The organism is Methyloceanibacter superfactus (genome assembly GCF_001723305.1).
GTDB classification, from domain to species: domain Bacteria; phylum Pseudomonadota; class Alphaproteobacteria; order Rhizobiales; family Methyloligellaceae; genus Methyloceanibacter; species Methyloceanibacter superfactus.
Window position 1 is genome coordinate 1 of sequence record NZ_LPWF01000013.1, and the last position, 20728, is coordinate 20728.

20 protein-coding genes, 1 tRNA gene and 3 pseudogenes are annotated in these 20728 nt (G+C 66.3%); 6 read left to right on the top strand and 18 right to left on the bottom strand.

Going from position 1 to position 20728, the window contains the following annotated elements; genetic code table 11:
• A partial coding sequence (locus tag AUC69_RS03760; RefSeq protein ID WP_069440974.1) for an AsmA family protein occupies nucleotides 1-2512 on the bottom strand: 2512 nt, incomplete at its 3' end.
• A 137-nt stretch (nucleotides 2513-2649) separates the two neighbouring features.
• Nucleotides 2650-2976: pseudogene (locus AUC69_RS19860) on the bottom strand (hypothetical protein); the annotation flags it as partial.
• 238 nt (nucleotides 2977-3214) lie between these two features.
• Here AUC69_RS19860 and AUC69_RS03770 point away from each other — a divergent pair.
• On the top strand, nucleotides 3215-3478 hold the full coding sequence (locus tag AUC69_RS03770; protein ID WP_069440976.1) for a DUF3303 domain-containing protein: 264 nt from the start codon (nucleotides 3215-3217) through the stop codon (nucleotides 3476-3478).
• Nucleotides 3479-3497: 19 nt separating this feature from the next.
• Here the strand turns inward: AUC69_RS03770 and AUC69_RS03775 are convergent, their stop codons facing one another.
• From AUC69_RS03775 to murA, 5 genes and pseudogenes are all read right to left on the bottom strand, one after another.
• On the bottom strand, nucleotides 3498-3950 hold the full coding sequence (locus AUC69_RS03775; protein ID WP_083239065.1) for an arsenate reductase ArsC: 453 nt from the start codon (nucleotides 3948-3950) through the stop codon (nucleotides 3498-3500).
• A 3-nt stretch (nucleotides 3951-3953) separates the two neighbouring features.
• Nucleotides 3954-4484, bottom strand: a complete 531-nt coding sequence (locus AUC69_RS03780; RefSeq protein WP_083239066.1) for a UPF0262 family protein — start codon at nucleotides 4482-4484, stop codon at nucleotides 3954-3956.
• 2 nt (nucleotides 4485-4486) lie between these two features.
• On the bottom strand, nucleotides 4487-5785 hold the full coding sequence (hisD, locus tag AUC69_RS03785) for a histidinol dehydrogenase (RefSeq protein ID WP_069440977.1): 1299 nt from the start codon (nucleotides 5783-5785) through the stop codon (nucleotides 4487-4489).
• Nucleotides 5786-5796: 11 nt separating this feature from the next.
• Nucleotides 5797-6309, bottom strand: a complete 513-nt coding sequence (locus AUC69_RS03790) for a DUF2948 family protein (RefSeq protein WP_069440978.1) — start codon at nucleotides 6307-6309, stop codon at nucleotides 5797-5799.
• A 73-nt stretch (nucleotides 6310-6382) separates the two neighbouring features.
• Nucleotides 6383-7671 (bottom strand): annotated as a pseudogene (gene murA, locus AUC69_RS03795) (UDP-N-acetylglucosamine 1-carboxyvinyltransferase).
• A 492-nt stretch (nucleotides 7672-8163) separates the two neighbouring features.
• Here murA and AUC69_RS03805 point away from each other — a divergent pair.
• Both AUC69_RS03805 and AUC69_RS03810 read left to right on the top strand, forming a co-directional pair.
• Nucleotides 8164-8238 (top strand) — tRNA-Thr (locus tag AUC69_RS03805).
• A 154-nt stretch (nucleotides 8239-8392) separates the two neighbouring features.
• Nucleotides 8393-8629, top strand: a complete 237-nt coding sequence (locus tag AUC69_RS03810) for a hypothetical protein (RefSeq protein WP_141700572.1) — start codon at nucleotides 8393-8395, stop codon at nucleotides 8627-8629.
• Nucleotides 8630-8635: 6 nt separating this feature from the next.
• Here the strand turns inward: AUC69_RS03810 and AUC69_RS18925 are convergent, their stop codons facing one another.
• From AUC69_RS18925 to AUC69_RS18260, 6 genes and pseudogenes are all read right to left on the bottom strand, one after another.
• A complete protein-coding gene (locus tag AUC69_RS18925; protein WP_204377258.1) occupies nucleotides 8636-8908 on the bottom strand; it encodes a TSUP family transporter in 273 nt (90 codons plus the stop codon).
• A 124-nt stretch (nucleotides 8909-9032) separates the two neighbouring features.
• Nucleotides 9033-9431, bottom strand: a complete 399-nt coding sequence (locus tag AUC69_RS18930; protein WP_204377259.1) for a TSUP family transporter — start codon at nucleotides 9429-9431, stop codon at nucleotides 9033-9035.
• 44 nt (nucleotides 9432-9475) lie between these two features.
• Nucleotides 9476-10960 (bottom strand): GTP-binding protein, encoded by a 1485-nt coding sequence (locus AUC69_RS03820; RefSeq protein ID WP_069440981.1) that lies wholly within the window; start codon nucleotides 10958-10960, stop codon nucleotides 9476-9478.
• Entirely contained in the window at nucleotides 10960-11865 is a 906-nt protein-coding gene (gene cysD / locus AUC69_RS03825; protein WP_069440982.1) for a sulfate adenylyltransferase subunit CysD, read from the bottom strand. Before cysD ends, AUC69_RS03820 begins: the two co-directional genes overlap by 1 nt.
• Entirely contained in the window at nucleotides 11862-12701 is an 840-nt protein-coding gene (locus tag AUC69_RS03830) for a phosphoadenylyl-sulfate reductase (protein ID WP_244500079.1), read from the bottom strand. The genes cysD and AUC69_RS03830 overlap by 4 nt, the downstream gene beginning before the upstream one ends.
• A pseudogene (locus AUC69_RS18260) lies at nucleotides 12695-12886 on the bottom strand (DUF934 domain-containing protein); the annotation flags it as partial. The pseudogene AUC69_RS18260 and the gene AUC69_RS03830, both read right to left, overlap by 7 nt.
• On the opposite strand from AUC69_RS18260, the gene AUC69_RS18265 reads away from it, so the two are divergent.
• The gene (locus AUC69_RS18265; protein WP_069440983.1) at nucleotides 12815-13024 is read left to right on the top strand and encodes a hypothetical protein; all 210 of its coding nucleotides are present in this window, start codon (nucleotides 12815-12817) and stop codon (nucleotides 13022-13024) included. The pseudogene AUC69_RS18260 and the gene AUC69_RS18265 overlap by 72 nt on opposite strands.
• Here the strand turns inward: AUC69_RS18265 and AUC69_RS03840 are convergent.
• Genes AUC69_RS03840 through AUC69_RS03855 form a run of 4 tightly spaced genes read right to left on the bottom strand, consistent with a single transcriptional unit; the run spans nucleotide 12996 to nucleotide 16716 of the window.
• On the bottom strand, nucleotides 12996-14651 hold the full coding sequence (locus AUC69_RS03840; RefSeq protein ID WP_069440984.1) for a nitrite/sulfite reductase: 1656 nt from the start codon (nucleotides 14649-14651) through the stop codon (nucleotides 12996-12998). The two genes, AUC69_RS18265 and AUC69_RS03840, sit on opposite strands and share 29 nt — an antisense overlap.
• Nucleotides 14638-14937, bottom strand: a complete 300-nt coding sequence (locus tag AUC69_RS03845; protein ID WP_069440985.1) for a DUF2849 domain-containing protein — start codon at nucleotides 14935-14937, stop codon at nucleotides 14638-14640. Before AUC69_RS03845 ends, AUC69_RS03840 begins: the two co-directional genes overlap by 14 nt.
• The gene (gene cysG / locus AUC69_RS03850) at nucleotides 14930-16360 is read right to left on the bottom strand and encodes a siroheme synthase CysG (protein ID WP_069440986.1); all 1431 of its coding nucleotides are present in this window, start codon (nucleotides 16358-16360) and stop codon (nucleotides 14930-14932) included. The genes AUC69_RS03845 and cysG overlap by 8 nt, the downstream gene beginning before the upstream one ends.
• Nucleotides 16360-16716, bottom strand: a complete 357-nt coding sequence (locus AUC69_RS03855) for a 2Fe-2S iron-sulfur cluster-binding protein (protein ID WP_069440987.1) — start codon at nucleotides 16714-16716, stop codon at nucleotides 16360-16362. Before AUC69_RS03855 ends, cysG begins: the two co-directional genes overlap by 1 nt.
• Before the next feature lie 500 nt (nucleotides 16717-17216).
• Between AUC69_RS03855 and AUC69_RS03865 the strand changes: the two genes are divergently transcribed.
• The gene (locus AUC69_RS03865; protein WP_141700573.1) at nucleotides 17217-18704 is read left to right on the top strand and encodes a beta strand repeat-containing protein; all 1488 of its coding nucleotides are present in this window, start codon (nucleotides 17217-17219) and stop codon (nucleotides 18702-18704) included.
• Nucleotides 18671-20056 (top strand): autotransporter outer membrane beta-barrel domain-containing protein, encoded by a 1386-nt coding sequence (locus AUC69_RS03870; protein WP_069440990.1) that lies wholly within the window; start codon nucleotides 18671-18673, stop codon nucleotides 20054-20056. Before AUC69_RS03865 ends, AUC69_RS03870 begins: the two co-directional genes overlap by 34 nt.
• A 248-nt stretch (nucleotides 20057-20304) precedes the next feature.
• Here the strand turns inward: AUC69_RS03870 and mscL are convergent, their stop codons facing one another.
• Nucleotides 20305-20724 (bottom strand): large conductance mechanosensitive channel protein MscL, encoded by a 420-nt coding sequence (mscL, locus tag AUC69_RS03875; RefSeq protein WP_069441065.1) that lies wholly within the window; start codon nucleotides 20722-20724, stop codon nucleotides 20305-20307.
• Between the last annotated feature and the right edge of the window lie 4 nt (nucleotides 20725-20728).

Consider the following 20728-nt stretch of genomic DNA (forward strand, 5'->3'; position numbering starts at 1 on the left):
GGCGGGGGCGCCGCTTCGGCGGCGGCGCCTGCGCGGCAGCGGGGGCCTCGGCCTCGGCCGGCGCGGCGTCGCCGGACGCCGGCGCGGCGGTCTCGCCCGGCACAGGCGGCGCGGTCTCACCTTGCGGCGCCACGGCTTGGCCTTGCGGCGCGGCCCCGTCCTTCTTCTTGACGCCGAGCACCTGACCGATGCCGCCGAGCACGCCTTTGGTGATCGCCGTCGGGACGGCCACGCTCTTCTCCACGAGACCGCCGTCGCCCGTATCGATGCCGAGCAGATTGGTCGGCATGGAGATCAAGCCGCCACCGAGCGCGTTGAGCTGACTATACGCGGCGACCGGATTTTCGAGCACGCCGACGATGTCCGGATAGATCGCCGGATTGTCCCACGGACCGGCGACAGCGATAGGCACGGGGAAGCCCAGCATGTTGTTCTTGCCGCTTTGCCCTTCGACGCTCGCCAGCATGAACGGATTGACGCGGAACTTGAGGCGCTGCGCCGGGATGTCGACGGTGCCGGCGCCGCCGACGGAGACCAGCGGCCCCAAGAGCCGCAAATCGTCGGTGACCGCCTGACCGCTAGCGATCTTGAAGCTGGCGCCGAATTTGTTGAAGACGGTCTTGGCTTCCTGCTTGAACTGCCAGCCGGTGAGGATGCCGGTGGTCAGGGTGCGCAGCATGTTGGCGACGTTGAGCCCGCGCAGCGCACCGTCGGTGAAGTTGAAACTCGCCGAGCCGTTGAGGCTCGACACCATGGCCCGCTCGCTGTCGCCGCTGGCGGCGAGATCGGCATCGAGCGCCGCCTTGCCCTCGATGGTGGTGAAGTCGGCGACATCGCGCAAAAACGGATAGGCGTCGAGACCGGCGAGCGCGAGCTTGAGGCTATAGGCCGGCGCCGGCCCGCTCGCATCGATCACGAGGTTCAAGGAGCCGCCGCCGCCATAGGCCTTGAGGTCCGGCGCGGCGATCGTGAGCTTGCCGCCGGCAAGCGTCGCCTTGACCGTGGCGGCGCCGATGCGGATGCCCTCATGGACCGCTTGATCGAGCGTCAGGGTGATGTCGGCATTGACGCCCTTCAGGGCCAAGACGCCGATCTTCTCCGCGCGCCAGCCGAAACCGCTGTCTCGCGTGCCGGGCTTGGCCGCCGGCTTGGGCGCAGGCGCCTTGGACGCGGGCGCCTCGGATGCGGGCGCTTCCGCTGCCGGGATGCCGGCGGCGGGCGGGGCGATGGCAATCTCCGTCTCGCTGCCGGGCGGCGCCGCCAAGGGATTGCCCCCCGTTGGGGGCGCCGGGGTCTTGGCTTTCTCGGCCGGGACCGTCTGCTCCGGCGGCGGCGCGGCATCCTTGGCTTGCCCTGTGGAGGTCGCGTTAAGGGTCGCGGTGATGGTCGGCACGTCGCCCGCGAGATTGGCGGTCATCGCGCCCGACACGGTCTGCTCGCCGGTCGCGGCGGTGATGGGATCGAGAACCAGGATGTCGTCTTTATATGTGCCGTTGCCGGTCAGCCGGTATGGGCCGGAGACGGCGGTGAAGCCGGTCAAAACTAGCGTGTCGTCCTTGTAGTAGGCCGCGCCGTCGACGGAAGCGGGGGCCGGCAGACGGTCCGGTGCATCGATGGTGATCTTGATCGGCGCCGGCTCGCCGCCGAGGAGCTTGTCGATGGCCGTGACCGAGCCCGCGATCTTCGCCGGCTTGCCGTCCTCGGTCACGGTGACGTCGAGGATCACCGCATCGTCCTTATAGGTGGCATCGCCGGCGATCGTCCGCTCTCCGAGCTTCGCCGTGAAACCGCTCAGCGACAGGGCGTCGTCCTTGTAGAGCGCCGCACCGGACAGCGTGTCCGCGCCCGAGGCCGCGGTGAACCGGGGTAGCGCGAAGGCGCCGTCTTTATATGTGGCGGTGCCGGACAGATCCGCGCCAGCCGGAAGATAATCGGGCGCAGCGACCTTCAGTGCGAGCGGCGCCTCGCCGCCGGCGAAAAACTGGTCGATCTGGTTCAGCGCGCCCGTGATCCCGACCGGCTTGCCGTCGATGGCGGCGTTGACGGCGACGGTCAGGGCGCCGTCGGCAAGCTTCGCCCGGCCGGCAAAGGGAGTCTTGTCGAAGCTCCCTTGCGCGATCGTCAGGGTGTCGTCGGCGTAGGTGGCGTTGCCGGAGAGCGTATGGGCGCCTGACCGGGCGGCGAATTCCGCCAGCGTCAGCGTGCCGTCCTTATAGGTCGCCGCGCCGTCGATCGTGGCGCCGTCGGGGAGAAGGTCCGGAGATCGGAGCGCCAGCTTGACCGACGACGGCCCGCCGGCGAGGAGCTGCGCGAAGCTGCCGATCGAACCCGACGCCGCCACCCGGTCACCGTCATAGCTGCCCGAGGCCTCGAAGGTGAGCGGGCCGTCGGCATGCGGAAGCGTCGCGTCGAGATCGAGGCCGGTGACCCGCTTGCCGGGGGCGCCGTCGGACTCGGGCAGAATGACGGTGCCGTTGCGGACATGCAGCTTGTCCAGGGTGAGTTGCTGCATCGTGCCGGCCGGCTCGGGCGCATCAGCCGCGGCGGCTCCGGCGCCGCGCCCTCCGGTTCCGCTCCCTGGGGCAGCGGCAGTTTGACGACCGGATCGACGAGCGTCATCTCGGTGAACTGCACCTTGCCGGTCAACAAGCCGCTCAGCACCAGACCGAATCGCACATTCCGCGCCGTGGCGAACTCGGCCGGGCCGCCCGCCGCCGGTTGGGCGATGCCGACATCTGACGCCACGAGATCGAGGGAGGGAAAGAGCGCGATCTTGATGGGGCCGTCGACGCGCACGCGGTAGCCCGTGGTCGATTCCACTTGGGCCAAGGCCTTTTTCCACAATGCGTCGGTGGAGATGAACAGCGGCGCGATGAAGACGAGTCCGGCGCCGATGACTGCGAGAATCGCAAGGCCAATCAAGATACGTCGCAAAACTTTTCCCTTCGAGCAGGCTAGAGCCCCAATTGTCGCCAAAAATGGCGCAAGGCGGCCCTAACCTAGGGACAAATGGCGGCGGAGTCTTGTCTCGGCGGGAGGGCCCGTGGGATCACGGACCCTCTTTCAGCGCATCACTGCCCACAGATCTGTCTTTCGCGATCAATGTCGCCAAGGCAGGCGATAGCCGAATTTCTTTAACAGAGGTGCCGTAAATTCCCTCTGATTGGTCGGGCTGAGGCAGCGCGGCTTCACATGAAATCACCGGAGAAACCCCATGCTGTTCGTTTGCTACGTGACCATTGACCCCGACAACCGCGACGAGAGCCTCGCGCGCTTCAAGGAGCAAGGCATCGTCGAGCCGAAAGGCGCCAAGCTGCTCGGCGCCTGGATCTCGCTGACCATGCAGGAGACCTGGGCGATCTTCGAGGCGGACGACGCCGCGGCGATCATGAAGCTCTACGAGCCGTGGACCGACCTCAACGTGCATGAGATCGCCCCGGTCATGACCTTCGACGAACTGAAGAAAGTCATCAGCTAAAGGCGCCGGCGCGAGAAGACTAGACGCTCGGCGCCCCCGCCACCGGGAAGCGTTGTTTGATCTTGGCAAACAGCCGATCGCGCACGATGCGATAGGCGTCGAGAATCTGCTCGCGGCTGCCGGTCGACAGCGTCGGGTCCGGCGTCGGCCAATACTCCACGTCGATGGCGTAGGCATGGGCGAGATCGAGGGCCGCGTGATGGGCCTCGGGCGCCAAGGTGACGATGAGATCGAAAGAGGTGTCGTGCAGATCGGCGATCGACACCGGAACATGGCGCGACATGTCGATGCCGATCTCCTCCATCACGGCGATGGCGAAAGGGTCCGGCTCGCCCGGGCGCACGCCGGCGGATTCCACATAGACGCGATTGCCGGCGAGATATTTGAGAATGGCGGCGGCCATGGGCGAGCGGACGGCGTTGCGGCTGCAGGCGAAGAGCACGGCGCCTGGCAGGTCGCCCCTATCGCCCACCCATCAGCCCTTCCAGTGCAGCGCGCAGAGCAGCGTGAACAGGCGTCTTGCCGTGGCGATGTCGACGGCGATCTTGCCGCGTAGCCGCTCCATAAGGAGATGGCTGCCCTCGTCGTGCAGCCCGCGGCGGCCCATGTCGATGGCCTCGATCTTAGAGGCGGGCTGGGTCTTGATGGCGGCGTAATAGCTGTCGCAGATGAGGAAGTAGTCCTTGACGATGCGCCGGAAGGGCGACAGCGACAGCATCACATGCTGCAACGGCGCGCGCTCGGCGTCGTTCACCGAGAAGACGAGGCGATTGTCGGCGAGCGACAGGTGCAGCGTATAGGGGCCCGTGCCTTCATGGCCCTCCAGCTTGAACTTGTTCTTCTCGAGAAGATCGAAGATGGCGACCTCGCGCTCGTGCTCGACCTCGGAATTGTCGCGGCCGAGCGAGGCCTCATCGAGCGTCACCTCGACGAGACGCGCGTCCTCGGCCCAGGACCGGTCTTCCGCTTCGTTGTCTTGCTCGTTCTCTGGCGCGTCGTCGGTCATATCTATTCCGGCAAATTCAAGCGAATGGAGACGGAGCGCCGGTGGGCCTCGAGGCCTTCGGCCCGGGCCAAAGACATGGCGGAGGGCCCGAGCGCCTTGAGGCTGTCGGCATCGAGCTTGAGAATGGAGGTGCGCTTCATGAAGTCGAGCACGCCGAGCCCCGAGGCGAAGCGGGCGCTGCGCGCGGTGGGCAGTACGTGGTTGGTGCCAGCCACGTAGTCGCCGATCACCTCTGGCGTGTAGCGGCCGACGAAGATGGCGCCGGCATCGCTGACCTTCGCGGTGAGTTCATCGGCGTTGCCGGTGGCGATCTCCAAATGCTCGGGCGCGAGACGGTCGGCGAGCGCGGGCGCCTCGTCCAAGCTTGCCACCAGGATCACGGCGCCGAAGTCGTCCCAACTGGCGCGGGCGGTCTCGGCGCGCGGCAGCGTGGCGAGTTGGCTCTCGACCGCTTCGATCACGGCATCGGCGAAGGCCGCATCGTCGGTGATGAGGATCGACTGGGCGGCGGCGTCATGCTCGGCCTGGGCGAGAAGGTCGGCGGCGATCCAGGCCGGGTCGTTCTCGGCGTCGGCGATGACCACGACCTCGGACGGGCCGGCCACCATGTCGATGCCGACCTGGCCGAACACTTGCCGCTTGGCCGCGGCCACATAGGCGTTGCCGGGGCCGACGATCTTGACCACTGGCTTGATGGTCTCCGTGCCGAAAGCGAGCGCGGCGACGGCCTGCGCACCGCCAATGCGATAGATCTCGTCGACGCCGGCAAGCTTGGCGGCCACCAGCACCAGCGGGTTCAACTCGCCGCGGCGGCTCGGCACCACCATGACGAGGCGTTTCACGCCCGCGACCTTGGCGGGAACTGCATTCATCAACACCGAGCTCGGATAGCTCGCCGTGCCACCCGGCACATAAAGTCCGGCCGAGGCGACTGGCGTCCAGCGCTGGCCGATATCGACTCCGCGGTCGTCGGTGTAGCGGTCGTCGCCGGGACGCTGGCGGCTGTGATGATCGAGAATGCGCGCATTCGCCAGCTCGAGCGCGGCAAAGGTCGCGTCGTCCACTTGCGCGCGGGCGGCGTCGACCTCGTCCGCCGAGACGGCGATGCCGGTCTCGTTAAGATCGAGGCGATCGAATTGCCGCGTGAGATCGATCAGCGCGGCATCGCCCTCCTCGCGCACGCGCGCGATGATCTTGGCGACCGCGTCATTGACGTCGGCGGCGCTCTCCCGCTTCTCGCCGAGAAGCGCGGTGAAGCGCGCCTCGAAATCGCGATCGCGCGTATCGAGCCTTTGAGCCATGACAGGGATTCCTATGCGCCCGACGCGCCGGCGTCTTCCGCGCTGGCTGCGGCATCTTCACCGGCCGCCTCTTGTTCGCCGGCACTGGTTTGGCCCGGATGCTCCGGCTTGTGGCGCGTGGGCCAGGCCGGTCCGAGATCGCGCAGCTCCACCTCGAGACATTCCACCTCGAGTTGGACGGTGACGTCGCCGGAGAAGTCGAGCGTGACGCGGCCACTCGGCGCATCGGTCGCCTCGAAGCGAATGGCGAGCAGCGACAGCACGCGATCGGGGACGTGCGGACGGAGATCCTTGTGCTTGGCGCTCAGCACCCGGTCGAATCTGAGCGCGGTGCGGCGCCGCCGGTAGTCCTCGGCCTTCCCGCCGGCCGCCCGCTCCCAGTCGAACCGATTGAGGACCGCGGCGAAGCGCTTCTGCGATGGCAGATACGCCATGTCGCCGACGCGGACGACGGCGTCCTGAAGATGGGACGACACGACCGCGAGGTCTTCTTCATCGAGGGCGAGCAGCTTGAGTGGGGTCATGGTCAAAAAGGCAGCCTCTCTCGCATGGGGGTCCATGCGCCGGGATTGAGGAGAATGCATAACCCAGGAGACGCTAGCCGGAAAGCCGCTCGATCTGGGCGCCGCAAGACCGCAACTTCTCCTCGATGCGGTCGAAACCGCGGTCGAGATGATAGACGCGGCCGATCAGGGTCTCGCCTTGGGCGGCGAGCCCGGCGATGATCAGCGACACGGAAGCGCGCAGATCGGTGGCCATGACCTGCGCCCCGCGCAGGCCGTTCACGCCGTGGACCAGCGCGGTATCGCCCTTGAGATCGATGCGGGCGCCGAGCCGGGCCAGTTCCTGCACATGCATGAAACGGTTCTCGAAAATGGTCTCACGCACCTCGGAGACGCCGCGCGCCGTGCACATCAGCGCCATGAGCTGGGCCTGGAGATCGGTCGGAAAACCGGGGAAGGGCTGGGTCTCGACGTTGACCGCATCGAGACCATGGCCGTTCCGTGCCACGCGGATGCCGGCGTCGCTCTCCTCGACCTCGACGCCGCTACCGCGCAGGAGCTGAAGCGCCTCGTGCAACAGGTCGCCACGGGCGCCTTCGAGGAACACGTCGCCGCCGGTGATGGCGGCGGCCATGGCATAAGTTCCCGTCTCGATGCGGTCGGGGAGCACGGCATGCTCGGCCGCATGGAGCGACGGCACGCCCTGGATATTCAGGGTGGCGGTGCCGATGCCTTCGATCTTCGCGCCCATCTCCACGAGACAGGTGGCGAGATCGGCGACCTCGGGCTCGCGGGCCGCATTCTCGATCACCGTGTCGCCGCGGGCGAGCACGGCCGCCATCAGGGCATTATGGGTGGCGCCGACGGAGACCTTGCCGAGATGGATGCGGCCGCCGATCAGGCCTTTCGGGGCCTTGGCGATGACATAGCCGCCGTCGAGCTCGATATCGGCGCCGAGCGCTTGCAGCGCCGTGAGATGAAGATCGACGGGCCGCGTGCCGATGGCGCAGCCGCCGGGCAAGGACACCGTGGCCTCGCCGCAGCGGGCCAGGATCGGCGCCAGCACCCAAAAGCTCGCCCGCATGCGCGCGACCATCTCATAAGGCGCCGTGGTGTCGACGATCTCGGCCGCGGTCAGGCGGAAGGTCTGGCCGTCGCTGGTGCTCTGGCCGACGCGCTTGCCGGCAATGGTAATGTCCACGCCGTGATTGCCGAGGATGCGGCCGAGCAGCGTGACGTCGGCGAGGCGCGGCACGCCGTGGAGCGTCAGCGTCTCACGGGTGAGCAGGCTGGCGATCATCAGGGCAGCGCGGCGTTCTTGGCACCACTGATGGGTATGGTGCCGCTCAAGCGCTCGCCGCCGACAATGCGGATACGATCCATGACGATGTTGGCTCCCTCGCGCGATCAAGATCCCTCGCGCCGGCAAATTCCCCGTTCGGCCGCCCCACTAGTTCCCTCGGTAGGGCGGCGGGCAGCCAGTCTACTCTCCTAGGCTTAGGTCTGTCCCCCCTCTTTGGGGGACGATTGCGGGGCTTTTCGGGCGCGGCTTTGCGCCTTGCGTTTCAACAGGTTAGCGCGAAGTTCCTGCTCCAGCCGGGCACGGCGGGCCTCGGCCGCTGCGTCGCCCGCCTTCGGCTTCCCGCGGTTGCTACTGTCGTCCTTCGGCTCCGTCATCAGGGGCGTCATATATCATGTGCGGCCCCGGCGCGAAGGCCCCCGAACGTGACTTGTTCTGGCGTTGCCCGCAGCTTGGCCTGGCGTCGCACGCGGCTTGCACCGGCTGCCGCCCTATGGCAGTTTGCGCGCCGCACGCGAGGCCGCCCGAAAGCTTCGAGGGTTTCGCCTCCCGAGCCGATTCACCGGTCTCAATTCGCCGCCGTAGCTCAGTGGTAGAGCGCGTCATTGGTAATGACGAGGTCCTCAGTTCAATCCTGAGCGGCGGCACCAGTTTTCCCGAAAATCTTGCCTGAAGCCGCCTCAACCTTAACGGCGGATTCTGCCTGTTTCGTGCGCTTTGTTGCCACAAAGCGGGTGAAACCTCCGGACCACAATCGGCGTTTAACACTCAGCATTCGGGGGGCACGCTTTACGGAGCATGCCCATGCTTGACGACCTGACGAACCAGACGGCTGGCGAGCGGCCGGAATATCGCGGCTACGAGATCCAGTTGCGGCACGAGTGGTCGAACTGGTGCGCGGCCGTGCATCCGACGCGGGCCAACCTTCCCATTCTCGCCCAATCGCCCCTGCTCACGCTTTCCCTCAACCGGGACGAGGCGCTAGCCGCGGCCAAACGCAATATCGACGAGGCGCTCGGCGGTCTCGAGAAGGTCGCGTAAGGCGGTCTATTTGCTGAGTAGGGCGTAAGCCGCGTAGCACAGTGTCAGCGCCAGCAGCGGCCGCAAGAGCCACTCCGGCGCGACGCCGGCGAGCCGCGTGCCGATGAGGATGCCAGGGATCGACCCGCAGAGCAGCGCCACCAGAACACCCGGATCGACATGGCCGAGCCCGAGATGGCCGGCACCGGCGACCAGCGTCAGCGGTACCGCATGGGCGATGTCGGACCCGACGATGCGCTTGGCCGGCAGCGCGGGAAACAGGAAGGCCAGCACCACCACGCCGATGCGCCGGCGCCGACCGATGTCAGAGTCACGAGCAAGCCAAGCGCCGCGCCGAACAGCACCGTGGGAACGGTGCGCGGCGGCACCGTGCCGGTCGCGCTGTCGCCGATGTGTCCCTTCATCAAGATGGGATAGAGCACGATGCGATGGCGCTGACCGGCAGCGCGAAGGCGAGGCCGTAGCGAATCCATCCAGCCATGACGGCGGTGTCGAAAGGAATGAACGCCATGACCGCGAGCACGAGGAGGGCCGCCGGGATGCTGCCCGCGGCTAAGCGCAGCACGATCGGCCAATCGACATTCTCGGCCACATGGTGGCGCCACCCGCCCACCGTCTTGGTCACCGAGGCATAGAGCAAGTCAGTGCCGACGGCGACCGCCGGGGGAACGCCGAAGGTCGAGATGAGTAGCGGCGTCATCAGTGCGCCACCGCCGACTCCCGTCAGGCCGACGAGGAACCCGACTCCAAAGCCAGCGCCAGCGAGCGGCAGCAGGGCCATGGCCCAGCTGAGGTCAACCATTGATGAGAGCCTCCCCCTACGCTACCGGCGAGATCGCACCGTTATTATTGGTCAGCTTCGATCAGAACCGGAACCCCCGCCGAGCGTAGCAGAATTGCCACTTCTTGGGCACGCCGCTCGAATTCGGCACGATCGGCCGGGGAATCGCCGAGATCAGAGCACAGCCCTGCCAGACGCGCACGGTCGAGGACAAGAACATTGTCGCCGACGGCGGCCGCGCCTGTCTGCACCCAGGTAATCACGCCACCCGCCACGGTAGCGCCATCGACGGCGTTGACCAGCACGAAATTGCCGGTGAGTGGGAGGTCGCCGAACAGGTCGAGCGCGGTGGCCCGGCCGAGCAGGATGCGGCAATCGGCGATGTCGTTGACGCCGCATTCATGGGCGGGCGTTACGCCAAGCGTCTCGAAGTCCACCAAAGCCGACACGCTCATGGAGGTGACCGGCGTGAGATCGGTGGCGGTACGCAACAGATAGCCGGCTTCCGGATCGAAGGATTTTTCCGAGAGCCAGACGAGGCGCGCCTCGATGACGTCGGCGTTGACGGGCCGGCGCTTGATCTCCGACAGCACGGCGCCACGCGAGATATCGAGATCGGTGTCGAGCACGAGGGTGACGGCATCGCCCTTCTGGGCGGAGGGCTGGTCGCCGTCCATGGTGGCAATTCGCCGCAAGGTCGCGCCGAGGCCGCTGCGCGCATCGACCACGCGGTCGCCAACACTGATCGTGCCCGAGGTGACGGTGCCGGCATAGCCGCGGAAATCGCCCGAAGCGCGCAGCACGAGCTGCACCGGCATGCGGAACGGCGCATCCTCCGGCTCGACCTTGGGATCGACGTTCTCGAGATAGTCGAGCAGCGTCGGGCCGGTGTACCAGGCCATCTCCGCCGAGCGGGCGACCACATTGGCGCCGGTGAGCGCCGCCACCGGAATGGTTGTGGTCTCGGCAAAATCGAAATTGCCGGCGAGGGCCGCGAAGTCCGCCTCGATGGCGCGGTAGCGCTCTTCCGACCAATCGATCTGGTCCATCTTGTTGACGGCGACAATGACCTTCTTAATGCCGACGAGATTGCAGATGGCGGCATGGCGGCGGGTCTGACGCTTCACGCCGTGACGAGCATCGACCAGCAGTATGGCGAGATCGGCATGGGAGGCGCCGGTGGCCATGTTGCGGGTGTATTGCTCGTGGCCCGGAGAATCGATGATGACGAAGCGGCGGCGCTCGGTCTCGAAATAGCGCCAGGCGATGTCGATGGTGATGCCCTGCTCGCGCTCGGCCACGAGGCCGTCGAGCAGCAGCGAGAAGTCGATGCGCTCGCCGTTGACCGCGCGGTTGTGGGAGGCATGCAGGATGGCGGCGCGCTGGTCGTCGGTGACGCCGGCCGCGTCCCACAACAGACGGCCGATCAGCGTGGACTTGCCGTCATCGACCGAGCCGCAGGTGAGAAGCCGGACCATGGGGCCCAGTTTCTGGCCGGGCGCATGAGCGGTGCCGGGCGAGGTTCTTTCTTCGAGCGCAGCCAAGTTCATCAGAAGTAACCCTCACGCTTCTTCATCTCCATGGCGCCGGCCTGATCGTGGTCGATCAGCCGCCCCGCCCGCTCGGACACACGCGCCTCCAAGGTCTCGGTCACCACGGCGTCGAGATCGGCCGCTTCCGATTCGACGGCCGCGGTCAGCGGATAGCAGCCGAGCGTACGGAAACGCACCTTGCGCGTTTGCGGCGCTTCTCCCGGAAGCAAGCGCATGCGCTCGTCGTCGACCATGAGAAGCTGGCCATTGCGCTCCACCACGGGGCGATCGGCGGCGAAATAGAGCGGCACCACGTCGAGCTTCTCGAGCGTGATGTAGCGCCACACATCGCCCTCGGTCCAATTGGACAGCGGGAAGACGCGCACGGTCTCGCCCCGGCCGAGACGGCCGTTCAAGAGCTGCCACATCTCGGGACGCTGCAGGCGCGGGTCCCAGGTATGACCGGCGGCGCGGAAGGAGAACACGCGCTCCTTGGCGCGGCTCGCCTCCTCGTCGCGGCGGGCGCCGCCGAAGGCCGCGTCGAAACCGCCGGCGTCTAGCGCCTGGCGCAGAGCCTGGGGTCTCATGATGTCGGTATAGATGGACGGCGGATGATCGAACGGGTTCATGCCGCGGGCGAGCCCGTCGTGGTTGGTGTGCACGATGAGATCGAGGCCGAGCTCCTTCACGGTGCGGTCGCGGAAGGCGATCATGTCGTGGAACTTCCAGGTGGTGTCCACGTGGAGCAGCGGAAACGGCGGCTTGGCCGGCCAGAAGGCCTTGCGCGCCAGATGCAGCAGGACGGTGGAGTCCTTGCCGATGGAATAGAGCAGCACGGGCGTGCGGAACTGCGCCGCCGCCTCGCGGAAGATGTGGATGCTCTCGGCTTCGAGAAGCTTCAGATGCGAGGTGAGCGCGGTCATGCGGCTTTCTCTTTTTCTTTCCCGTTCTCGTTCACGTGGAGGCCGCACTCCTTTTTCTCCTCGTTCTCCCACCACCAGCGGCCGGCGCGCGGGTTCTCGCCGGGCTGGATAGCGCGGGTGCACGGCGCGCAGCCGATGGAGACGAAGCCCCGTGCGTGCAGCGGATTCACGGGGATGTTGTTGGCGGCGATGTAATCCATCAGCGTTTCCGTCGACCAGTCGGCCACCGGGTTCACCTTGGTGAGCCCGCGCTCGGCGTCCCAGGCGGCCAACGGCACGTCGGAGCGTGCGTCGGAATGCTCGCGGCGCAAGCCCGTGATCCAGCCTTGGGCGCCGTCGAGCGCGCGGTTCAGGGGACGCACCTTGCGGATCTCGCAGCAGGCCTTGCGGTTCTCGATGGCGTGGCGGAAGCCGAACACGCCGTCGCGGGCGACGAGCTCTTCGACCTCGGCCGCTTCCGGCGTGACGAGACGGATGCGGAGGCGGAAGCGCAGCTCCGACAGTTCGACGGTCTCCAGCACCTCGGGGAACAGGCGGCCCGTGTCGAGGGTGAACACGTCGACGTCGCCCGACTTGTCGGCGCCAGACTTGGCGATGCCGGATTTGGCGATGGCGTGGAGAATGGCCTGATCCTCCAGGCCGAGACTGGTCGAGAAGGCGATGCGCCCTTCGATATGCTCGCCCACCGCCTTGATGCGGGCCACGAGATCGTCGGTCTGGCGCAGCGTCTCATCGAGCGCCAGCGCGGCCTTGCGCGAAGCTCCCAGCGCAGCGGCAGGGTGTTGCGGACGGCGGGCTGATAGTTGCGGCTGATGCGCTCGAGCGAGGCCTTCCACACGCGCTCGGCTTCCGGATCGGCGATCTCGGCGGTGTCGAAGCCGGAGCGCAGCAGGAACTGCGCCTGATCGGGAATGAGATAGCCGATCGCCCTGATCTCGCCCTTGAAGCCGTGCCGCTCGCGCAGCAGGCGCGCGAGGCTGAAGCCGCGCCCGTCGGTGAAGCTCGGAAAGGCGATGGCGATGGGTCCGGCATTGCCGCCGGCCGCGGCGGCGAGCGCGGTCTCGTCGGCCGCGGGCTCCAACACCGTGGCGACCTCGTCGGGCTCGGCGACGAGCCTTCCGGTGGCGAGATCAACGAGCACCATAAAGAGCCTCCTTGAAGGGCGCCGCGCCCACGCGCCGCCACGTTTCGAGGAAGCTCTCTCCCTCGTCGCGGTTTTCGATATAGGTGTCGACGATGGTGTCGATGGCCTGCGGCACGGCTTCCGCGCGGAAGCCCGGGCCGATGATGGTGCCGACCGAGGCGCTGTCCTTCGGATTGCCGCCGAGCGTGATTTGGTAGAGCTCGGTGCCTTTCTTGTCGACGCCGAGAATGCCGATATTGCCGGAATGGTGATGCCCGCAGGCATTGATGCAGCCCGACATGTTCAGCCGCAACTGGCCGATCTCTTCCTGGCGCGAGGGATCCTCGAAGCGCTTGGCGATCTCCTTGGCGATGGGGATCGAGCGCGCGTTGGCGAGGTTGCAGTAGTCGAGGCCCGGGCAGCAGATCATGTCGCCGAGCAGCTCGTTATTGCCGGTGGCGAGGTCCGCCGGCACCAGCGCGTCATACAGCGCGGGCACGTCGGCGATGGCCACATGGGGCAGTACCAGGTTCTGGGTGTAGTTGACGCGCACCTCGTCATGGCCGAAGCGCTCGGTGAGATCGGCGACCAGGTCCATCGCGTCGGAGGACGCATCGCCCGGCGTGCGGCCCGGCTCTTTCAGCGAGATCACCACCGAGGCATAGCCCGGCACGCGATGGGCGAGCACGTTGTGCTTGTACCAATTGGCGAAGGCGGGATCGGAGGCGCGGCGCGCGGCGACCGCCTCGTCGCGGGCAGGCCGCGGCGGCAGATCGGGCGGCGCGAAATAAGACATGATGCGCCGCTTCTCGTCCTCGGGCAGATCGACGGCGGACTTGTGCGTCGCCTCCCAATCGGCCTCGACCTCCTCGCGGAATTTGTCGATGCCGAGCGCGTTGACGAGAATCTTGATGCGGGCCTTGTGAATGTTGTCGCGGCGGCCGAACAGATTGTACACGCGCAAGATCGACTCGATGTAGGAGAGCAGATGCTCCTTCGGCAGGAAGGACCGGATCTCCTGGCCGACATAGGGAATGCGGCCCATGCCGCCGCCGACCAGCACGCGAAAGCCGTTCTCGCCGTTCGGACCCTTGACGATGCGAAGGCCGATATCGTGGAAGGCGGTCGCGGCGCGATCCTCGGCGGCGCCGGAGATGGCGATCTTGAACTTGCGCGGCAGCCAGCTGAACTCCGGATGCAACGTCGACCATTGGCGCAAGATCTCGCACCAGGGACGCGGGTCCTCGAGCTCGTCGACGGCTGCGGCCGCATAGGGATCGGCGGTGACGTTGCGCACGCAGTTGCCGCTGGTCTGGATGCAGTGCATCTCGACGTCGGCGAGCGCGGCCAGCACATCGGGGATGTCGACCAGCTTCACCCAGTTGAGCTGCAGATTCTGCCGCGTGGTGAAATGGCCGTAGCCGCGATCCCATGTGCGGGCGATCATGGCGAGCTGACGCAGCTGCCGCGACGACAGCACGCCGTAGGGAATGGCGATGCGCAGCATATAGGCGTGGAGCTGCAGGTAGAGCCCGTTCCGCAAACGAAGCGGTCGGAACTCTTCCTCGTTCAGCGCGCCCGATAGGCGACGCTCGACCTGGTCCTTGAACTCCGCCACGCGATCGCGAACGAAAGCGTGGTCGAACTCATCATAGCGGTACATCGTACCAGTCCTTCGTCAGTGTTGTGCGGTGGGCGGCGCGGATGCGCTCACGCACGGAAAGCGGATCGACCGCGCCGTCAACCAGCGCGACCGGCATGGGATAGACGCCGACAACCTCGCGCTCGCGCACGGCGTTCTCGGCGATGGTTTCAAGCGCCTTGGTTTCTTCCTCGCCCTCGGCGACTTGCGCGTTGGCGATGGCTTCCGTCCATTGGCCTTCGGCGGCGAGATAGACGACAACGCCGTCGGTGAGGCGGTTGGCGGTGATGACGTTAGGCTTAGCCATAGGCGCGCTTGACCTCCTCGGATGCGAGGATGTCCTCGACGACGCCGGATGCCGGCAGCCCAGCCACTTCGCCGAAGATCAGGACCGCCGGGCTCTTGAGCCCCAGACTTTCCGGATGGGCGGCAAGGGCGGCGATGGTGGTGGCGACGCGGCGCTCGGTGTCGCGGCTGGCGTTCTCCACGGCGAGCACCGGCAGCCCGGTCCGGAAACCGGCCTCAAGCAGCTTCTGCGCGACGGCGGATGCGGTGGTGACGCCCATATAGACAATGAGCGTGTTCTTGCCGGCGGCGAGAGCGGCGAGATCGAGATATTCGAACCCCGGCTCCTGACCGCTCGCCTCATGGCCCGAGACGAAGGTCACGCTGTGAGACACGTCGCGATGGGTGAGCGGAATCTGTAAGCTCGCGGCGGCGGCGATGCCGGCGGTGACGCCGGGCACGATCTCGATGGCGATGCCTTCGGCGCGCAGCGCATCGAGCTCCTCGCCGCCACGGCCGAAGATGAAGGGATCGCCACCTTTCAGCCGCACCACGGTCTGGCCGGCCTTGGCGCGGGCGACGAGCAGGGCATTGATCTCGCTCTGCGGCACGCTATGGGCGCCCTTGGCCTTGCCGACCGGCACCAGCTCGGCCTCGCGGCGGGCATGATCGAGCACGCCATCGCCGACCAGGCGGTCGTAGAAAATGACATCGGCGGATTTCAGCGCGCGCACCGCCTTCATGGTGAGAAGCTCGGGGTCGCCGGGACCGGCGCCGACCAGAAGCACGCGCCCTTGCGATGCGCCCTCGCCGGTCGCCTTCTCGATCGCCTCGTCGATCAGCGCACGGGCCTTCGGCTCATCGCCTTCCAGCATGGCTTCGGCGGCGGCGCCTTCGAACACCGCCTCCCAGAATCGCCGCCGCGGCGGACCGGACGGGACGCGCTCGGCGACGCGGCCGCGGAACTCACCCGCGAGCTTCGCCAGCGCATCGAGGCGCGGATGCAGCTCGCGCTCGAGCCAAGCCCGGAGACGCTGCGCCAGCACGGGCGCCGCCGTGGCGGTGCCGATGGCCACGGTGACCTCGCCACGGTCGACGATCGCCGGCAGCACGAAGGTGCAAAGCTCGGGACGGTCCGGCACGTTCACCGGCACGCCGAGCGCCCGGGCCATGGCCGAGACACGCGTGTCCTCCGCGTCGTCCTCGGTGGCGGCGATGACGAGCGGGCGGCCACGCACCTGATCGATGCCGGGCTGCGGGGTGAGACGCGCGACCTGTCCGGCTTCGGCGAGCTTGGCAAGCTCGGGCACGAGCTCCATCGCCGCGACCTCGACCACGGGCGCCCGTTTCAACAGGAGGCGCGTCTTGATGGCCGCAAGCTCGCCGCCGCCGACCACCAAAGGCGGCCTGCCGTCGAAGCTCACGAAGATGGGGAAGGTGCGCATCAGCCCCGGCCTCCCACCGCCATCGGCTCCTCGGGCGCGTCGGTCAAGCTTTCCGGCGCGAGCTCCACCTCGAGCCCGTCGAGCTCGGGTGTCATGATCAATTGGCAGCACAGACGGGAGCGCTCGTCGACCTGAAAGGCGCCGTCGAGCATCTCCATTTCCTCGTCGGTCGGCGGCACGAGCTTGCCGACCCAGCCCTCGTCCACCCACACATGGCAGGTCGCGCAGGCGCAAGCCCCGCCGCACTCCGCCTTGATGGGGAGACCCCAATCGCGGATCACCTCCATCACGCGCCAGCCCTCGAGGGCTTCAAGGCGGTGGGTGGTGCCGTCGGGCAAGCGGACGGTGATGAACATGTTTAGGCAACCCTCGCAACGCGTTGCGCCTCGACCGAGGCGCTCGTGTACTCGAAACGTGACGGCTTGTCAGGCGCAAGATCACACCGGCGCTGGGCATGGGAGATGCCGCGAGGCGCCGCGGGACGCGGCCCGGACGCAGCTGTACCCGATGCGTTCGCCGCGAAATCTGCGTCGATGAAGTCGATCATCATGTCGCGCGCCTGTCCGGTCACTCTCGGGCCGGTCCCGAGCGTCCCCCTCAATATGGGGGACAGTACTGAAAAATAATTCTTCCAAAAAGAGATTATAATAGAAAAAGTGGAACTTTGTTCCGATAGAGCCTTAAAAGGAGAACTGTTTTTCAAAACAGCTCCCAGACGAACGTTGAATCTCTACGGCCCCCGATGAACGGAAAAGTCTTCTGGCGCCACAGCCTGTGGACGATTCGGCGCCGGGGGCTGGTAAGCGCGCCAAAACCCGCCACAATTGGCTGGGGACAGTTAAGTGGGGGGCTTGAAATGGGGCGGTTGCATCGCCGCAGGCGTGATTTGCGCGCCGATGCGGAGTCCACGTCCACTCAAGCGCCCTCGCGGCCGGCGCGGATCTTTCTCAAGCGCGCCGAGCGCCGCATCCTGCTGGCCGGCACGGCCCTGGTCTCGACCCTGGTCGCCGCCGCACCCGCGCCCGTCTCGGCGCAGCAGGCGGTGAACATCACCGGCTCGCTGGTATCGGTCGACATCACCAATAATCAGAACTGCGTCTTTCCCGGAACGTGCGCCATCATCACCACCTTCGGTCTGGCATCGATCGATTTCACCAACACGGGAAACTTCGCCACCGCGGGCGGCGCCGCCATCGGTATCGCGACCGCTACGGGCGCCTTGGGCGGCTCGATCGACATCAACAATTCCGGCGACATCGCCACCGTCGGCGCGGCCGCGATCGGCATCGAAGCCCTGACGATTGGACCATTCAGTCCGATCAACATTACCAATAGCGGCGACATTGCCACCGCCGGCGCGCTGGCGATGGGCATTTCCGCCAATACCAGCATCTTGGCTCCAAGCAGCCCGATCACGATCACCAATAGCGGCAACATTGCCACCACGGGCCTGGGCGCGATTGGCATCGAGGCGGCCACCTTCGCCAGATCGAGCTCGATCTCCATCGTCAACAGCGGCGGGATCTCGACGCGGGCCCTAAATGGCGACGGCGTCAACGCCGCTACCACCGGGCGCAACAGCGATCTTTCGGTCGTGAATAGCGGCGATATCTTCACGCGGGGCGAAGAGGCCGAGGGCGTCTTTGCCACGACCGTGGGCCGGAATGCCGGGATCAGCATCAACAACAGCGGCACGATCAACACCCGGGGGCGGTTCGCCGAGGGCATCAACGCGGCGACCTACGGAACCAACGGCGATCTCTCCATCGTCAACAGCGGCGACATCGAAACGCGGGGCTTCCTCTCCGACGGCATCTACGCCGCGACATTCAGCGAGAACAGCGCACTGACCATCGTGAACAGCGGCACCGTGCGCGCCCGCGGCGTGTTCGGCTACGGCATCTACGCCCAGACTTATGAACCGTCCTCGCCGATCGAGATTCAAAACTCGGGCGAGATCTACGGCACGACGGTCGGCATCTATACCTATAGCGCCACCTCGACGACGATTACCAATAGCGGCTCGATCTCGGCAGGCAGCGGGCTTGCCATCGACACCGAGGGCGCCAGCACCACGATCAACAATACGGGACTGATCACCGGCTTCATCGACCTCACCGGCAACCGCGACATCTTCAACAACAATGGCGGCGGCGAATTCAACGCCATGCAGACGAGCTATTTCGGCGGCGGCGGCGACGTATTCATCAACAATTCCGGCGCCACGTTGCGCACGGCGGACGACCGCAACAACAGCGAGTTCACCAGCTTCGAGGGACTCGAGCAGTTCAGAACCGCGGCGTCATCACCATGCAGGACGGCAAGCAGGGCGACGTGTTCATGATCTCGAACACCGTCGGCGGCACCGACCTCAGCTTCGACGGCTCGGGCGATTCCACGTTGAAGGTCGACACCTTCCTCGGCGGCCCCAAAACGTCGAAATCGGACATTCTCATCGTCGAAGGCGACGTGACCGGCAAGACGCTCGTTCAGGTGCTGAACACCAATCCCGGCGCGGCGCAACTCGACCGGAAGGGTATCCCCGTCGTCTTCGTCGAGGGCGACGTGAGCAAGAGCAATTTCTATCTGGAGAAGCCGATCGACGCGGGCTTCTTCGATTACGACCTGATCTTCCGCCCGACGGGCAGTGGCGTGTTCGAGCTCAAGAACCATCCGGGCGGCGGCTCGCATATCCTGCCGCATGTCGTGACCTTCACCCACGACACGTTCCACAACACGACGGAGACGTGGTTCGACCAGAGCACGGATCTGCGCGCGCTGCTGGCGGAGGGCTCGGTTTGTAACGATCCGGCCCGCCGGCAAGACGTGGTGCGCTGCCAGCAGCTCTATAATTTCACGCCGGGCGTATGGGTGCGCGGCGCCGGGGCCTGGCTGGACTTGGAGGACAACGCCACCACCAAGGCCAACGGCAAGACCTACCGCTACAATCTCGACCGTGAACTCGACATCTGGACCTTCGAGACCGGCATCGACTTCGGCAAGCGGGACCTGTTCGCCGACGGCGACATCCTGGTGTTCGGCGTGCTCGGCGGCGCGGTCGAGTCCTCGCTCGAGTACAAGTCCTTGAGCCGCAACTTTCATCTGGGAGGCGCCGAGGCCGGCGCCTACGCCACCTATCTGAATGGCGGATTGTTCGTCGACACGCTGTTCAAGGCGCAGTTCCTCAAGCTCGACCCGAGCGACGTCCGCGGCTTCCCGGACAAGCTGGACAGCACGACCTACGGTTTCCGGACCGATACCGGCTACCGCTTCGGCGGCGTGCGGCACGGTCCCTTCTTCGAGCCGCTGGCCACCATCGCCGTCTCGTGGAACGAGACGGACGACTTCGCGCTCGACGGCAACGGCATAGACTTCAACGACGACGAGGATGTGCGCGGCCGCGTCGGCATGCGCCTCGGCACCAGCAGCGAAGTCTGGGAGGGCACCACCATGGAGCCCTTCGTGGTCGGCAGCCTGTGGAGCAACCTATCGGGCTCGCATTCGACGACGCTGACCTCGGGCGGAACGACCTTCAAGTTCACCGACGACCCCGAGGAGGTTTGGGGCGTCGTCTCGGCCGGGGTGAACTTCTTCAACCCGGGCGCCCAGACCGCGGTCTTCGCCAAATTCGACTACACCTTCGCCGAGCAGACCGAAGGCGTCGGCGTCAAGGGCGGCATGCGCTACAACTGGTAAGCGCGTGCCGGGCGGCGCATCCGGCACCATCAACTATTCCGGCTCGGTGTTTGCCGGCGGGAGTGGCGAGACGATCGCGGGCAACTTCGGCGCTATCGGCCGGCATGCGCGTCAGCTGGTAGGACTCTTAAACTTGCGCTACTGGCCTCTGGCTACCTTGAGCGCGTTCACTTGCGCTACCGGCCTCTGGCCTGCTTGAGCGCGTTCACTTGCGCTACCGGCCTCTGGCCTGCTTGAGCGCGTTCGCTCTAGCCGCGCTTCACCAGCGCGTCACGGATTTCCTGAAGCAGCACCACCTCTTGCGAGGGCGGCGGCTCGGTCGCCGGGGCTTCCTCCTGCTTGCGGCGCAGCCGGTTCATGGCCTTGATCACCATGAACAGGACGAAGGCGACGATGGTGAAGCTGATCACGCTGTTGATGAACAAGCCGACATTCATGGTCGGCGCACCCGCCTCCCGGGCCTGGGCCAAGGAGTCATAGTCGGCGCCGCTGAGCGGGATATAGATGTTGGAAAAGTCGACCCCGCCAGTGAGGACGCCGATCGGCGGCATGATGATGTCGTCCACCAGCGATTTGACGATGGTCGAAAAGGCGGCGCCGATGACGATACCGACCGCCATGTCCACCACATTGCCACGCAGCGCGAATTCCTTGAATTCCTGGAGCATCTTG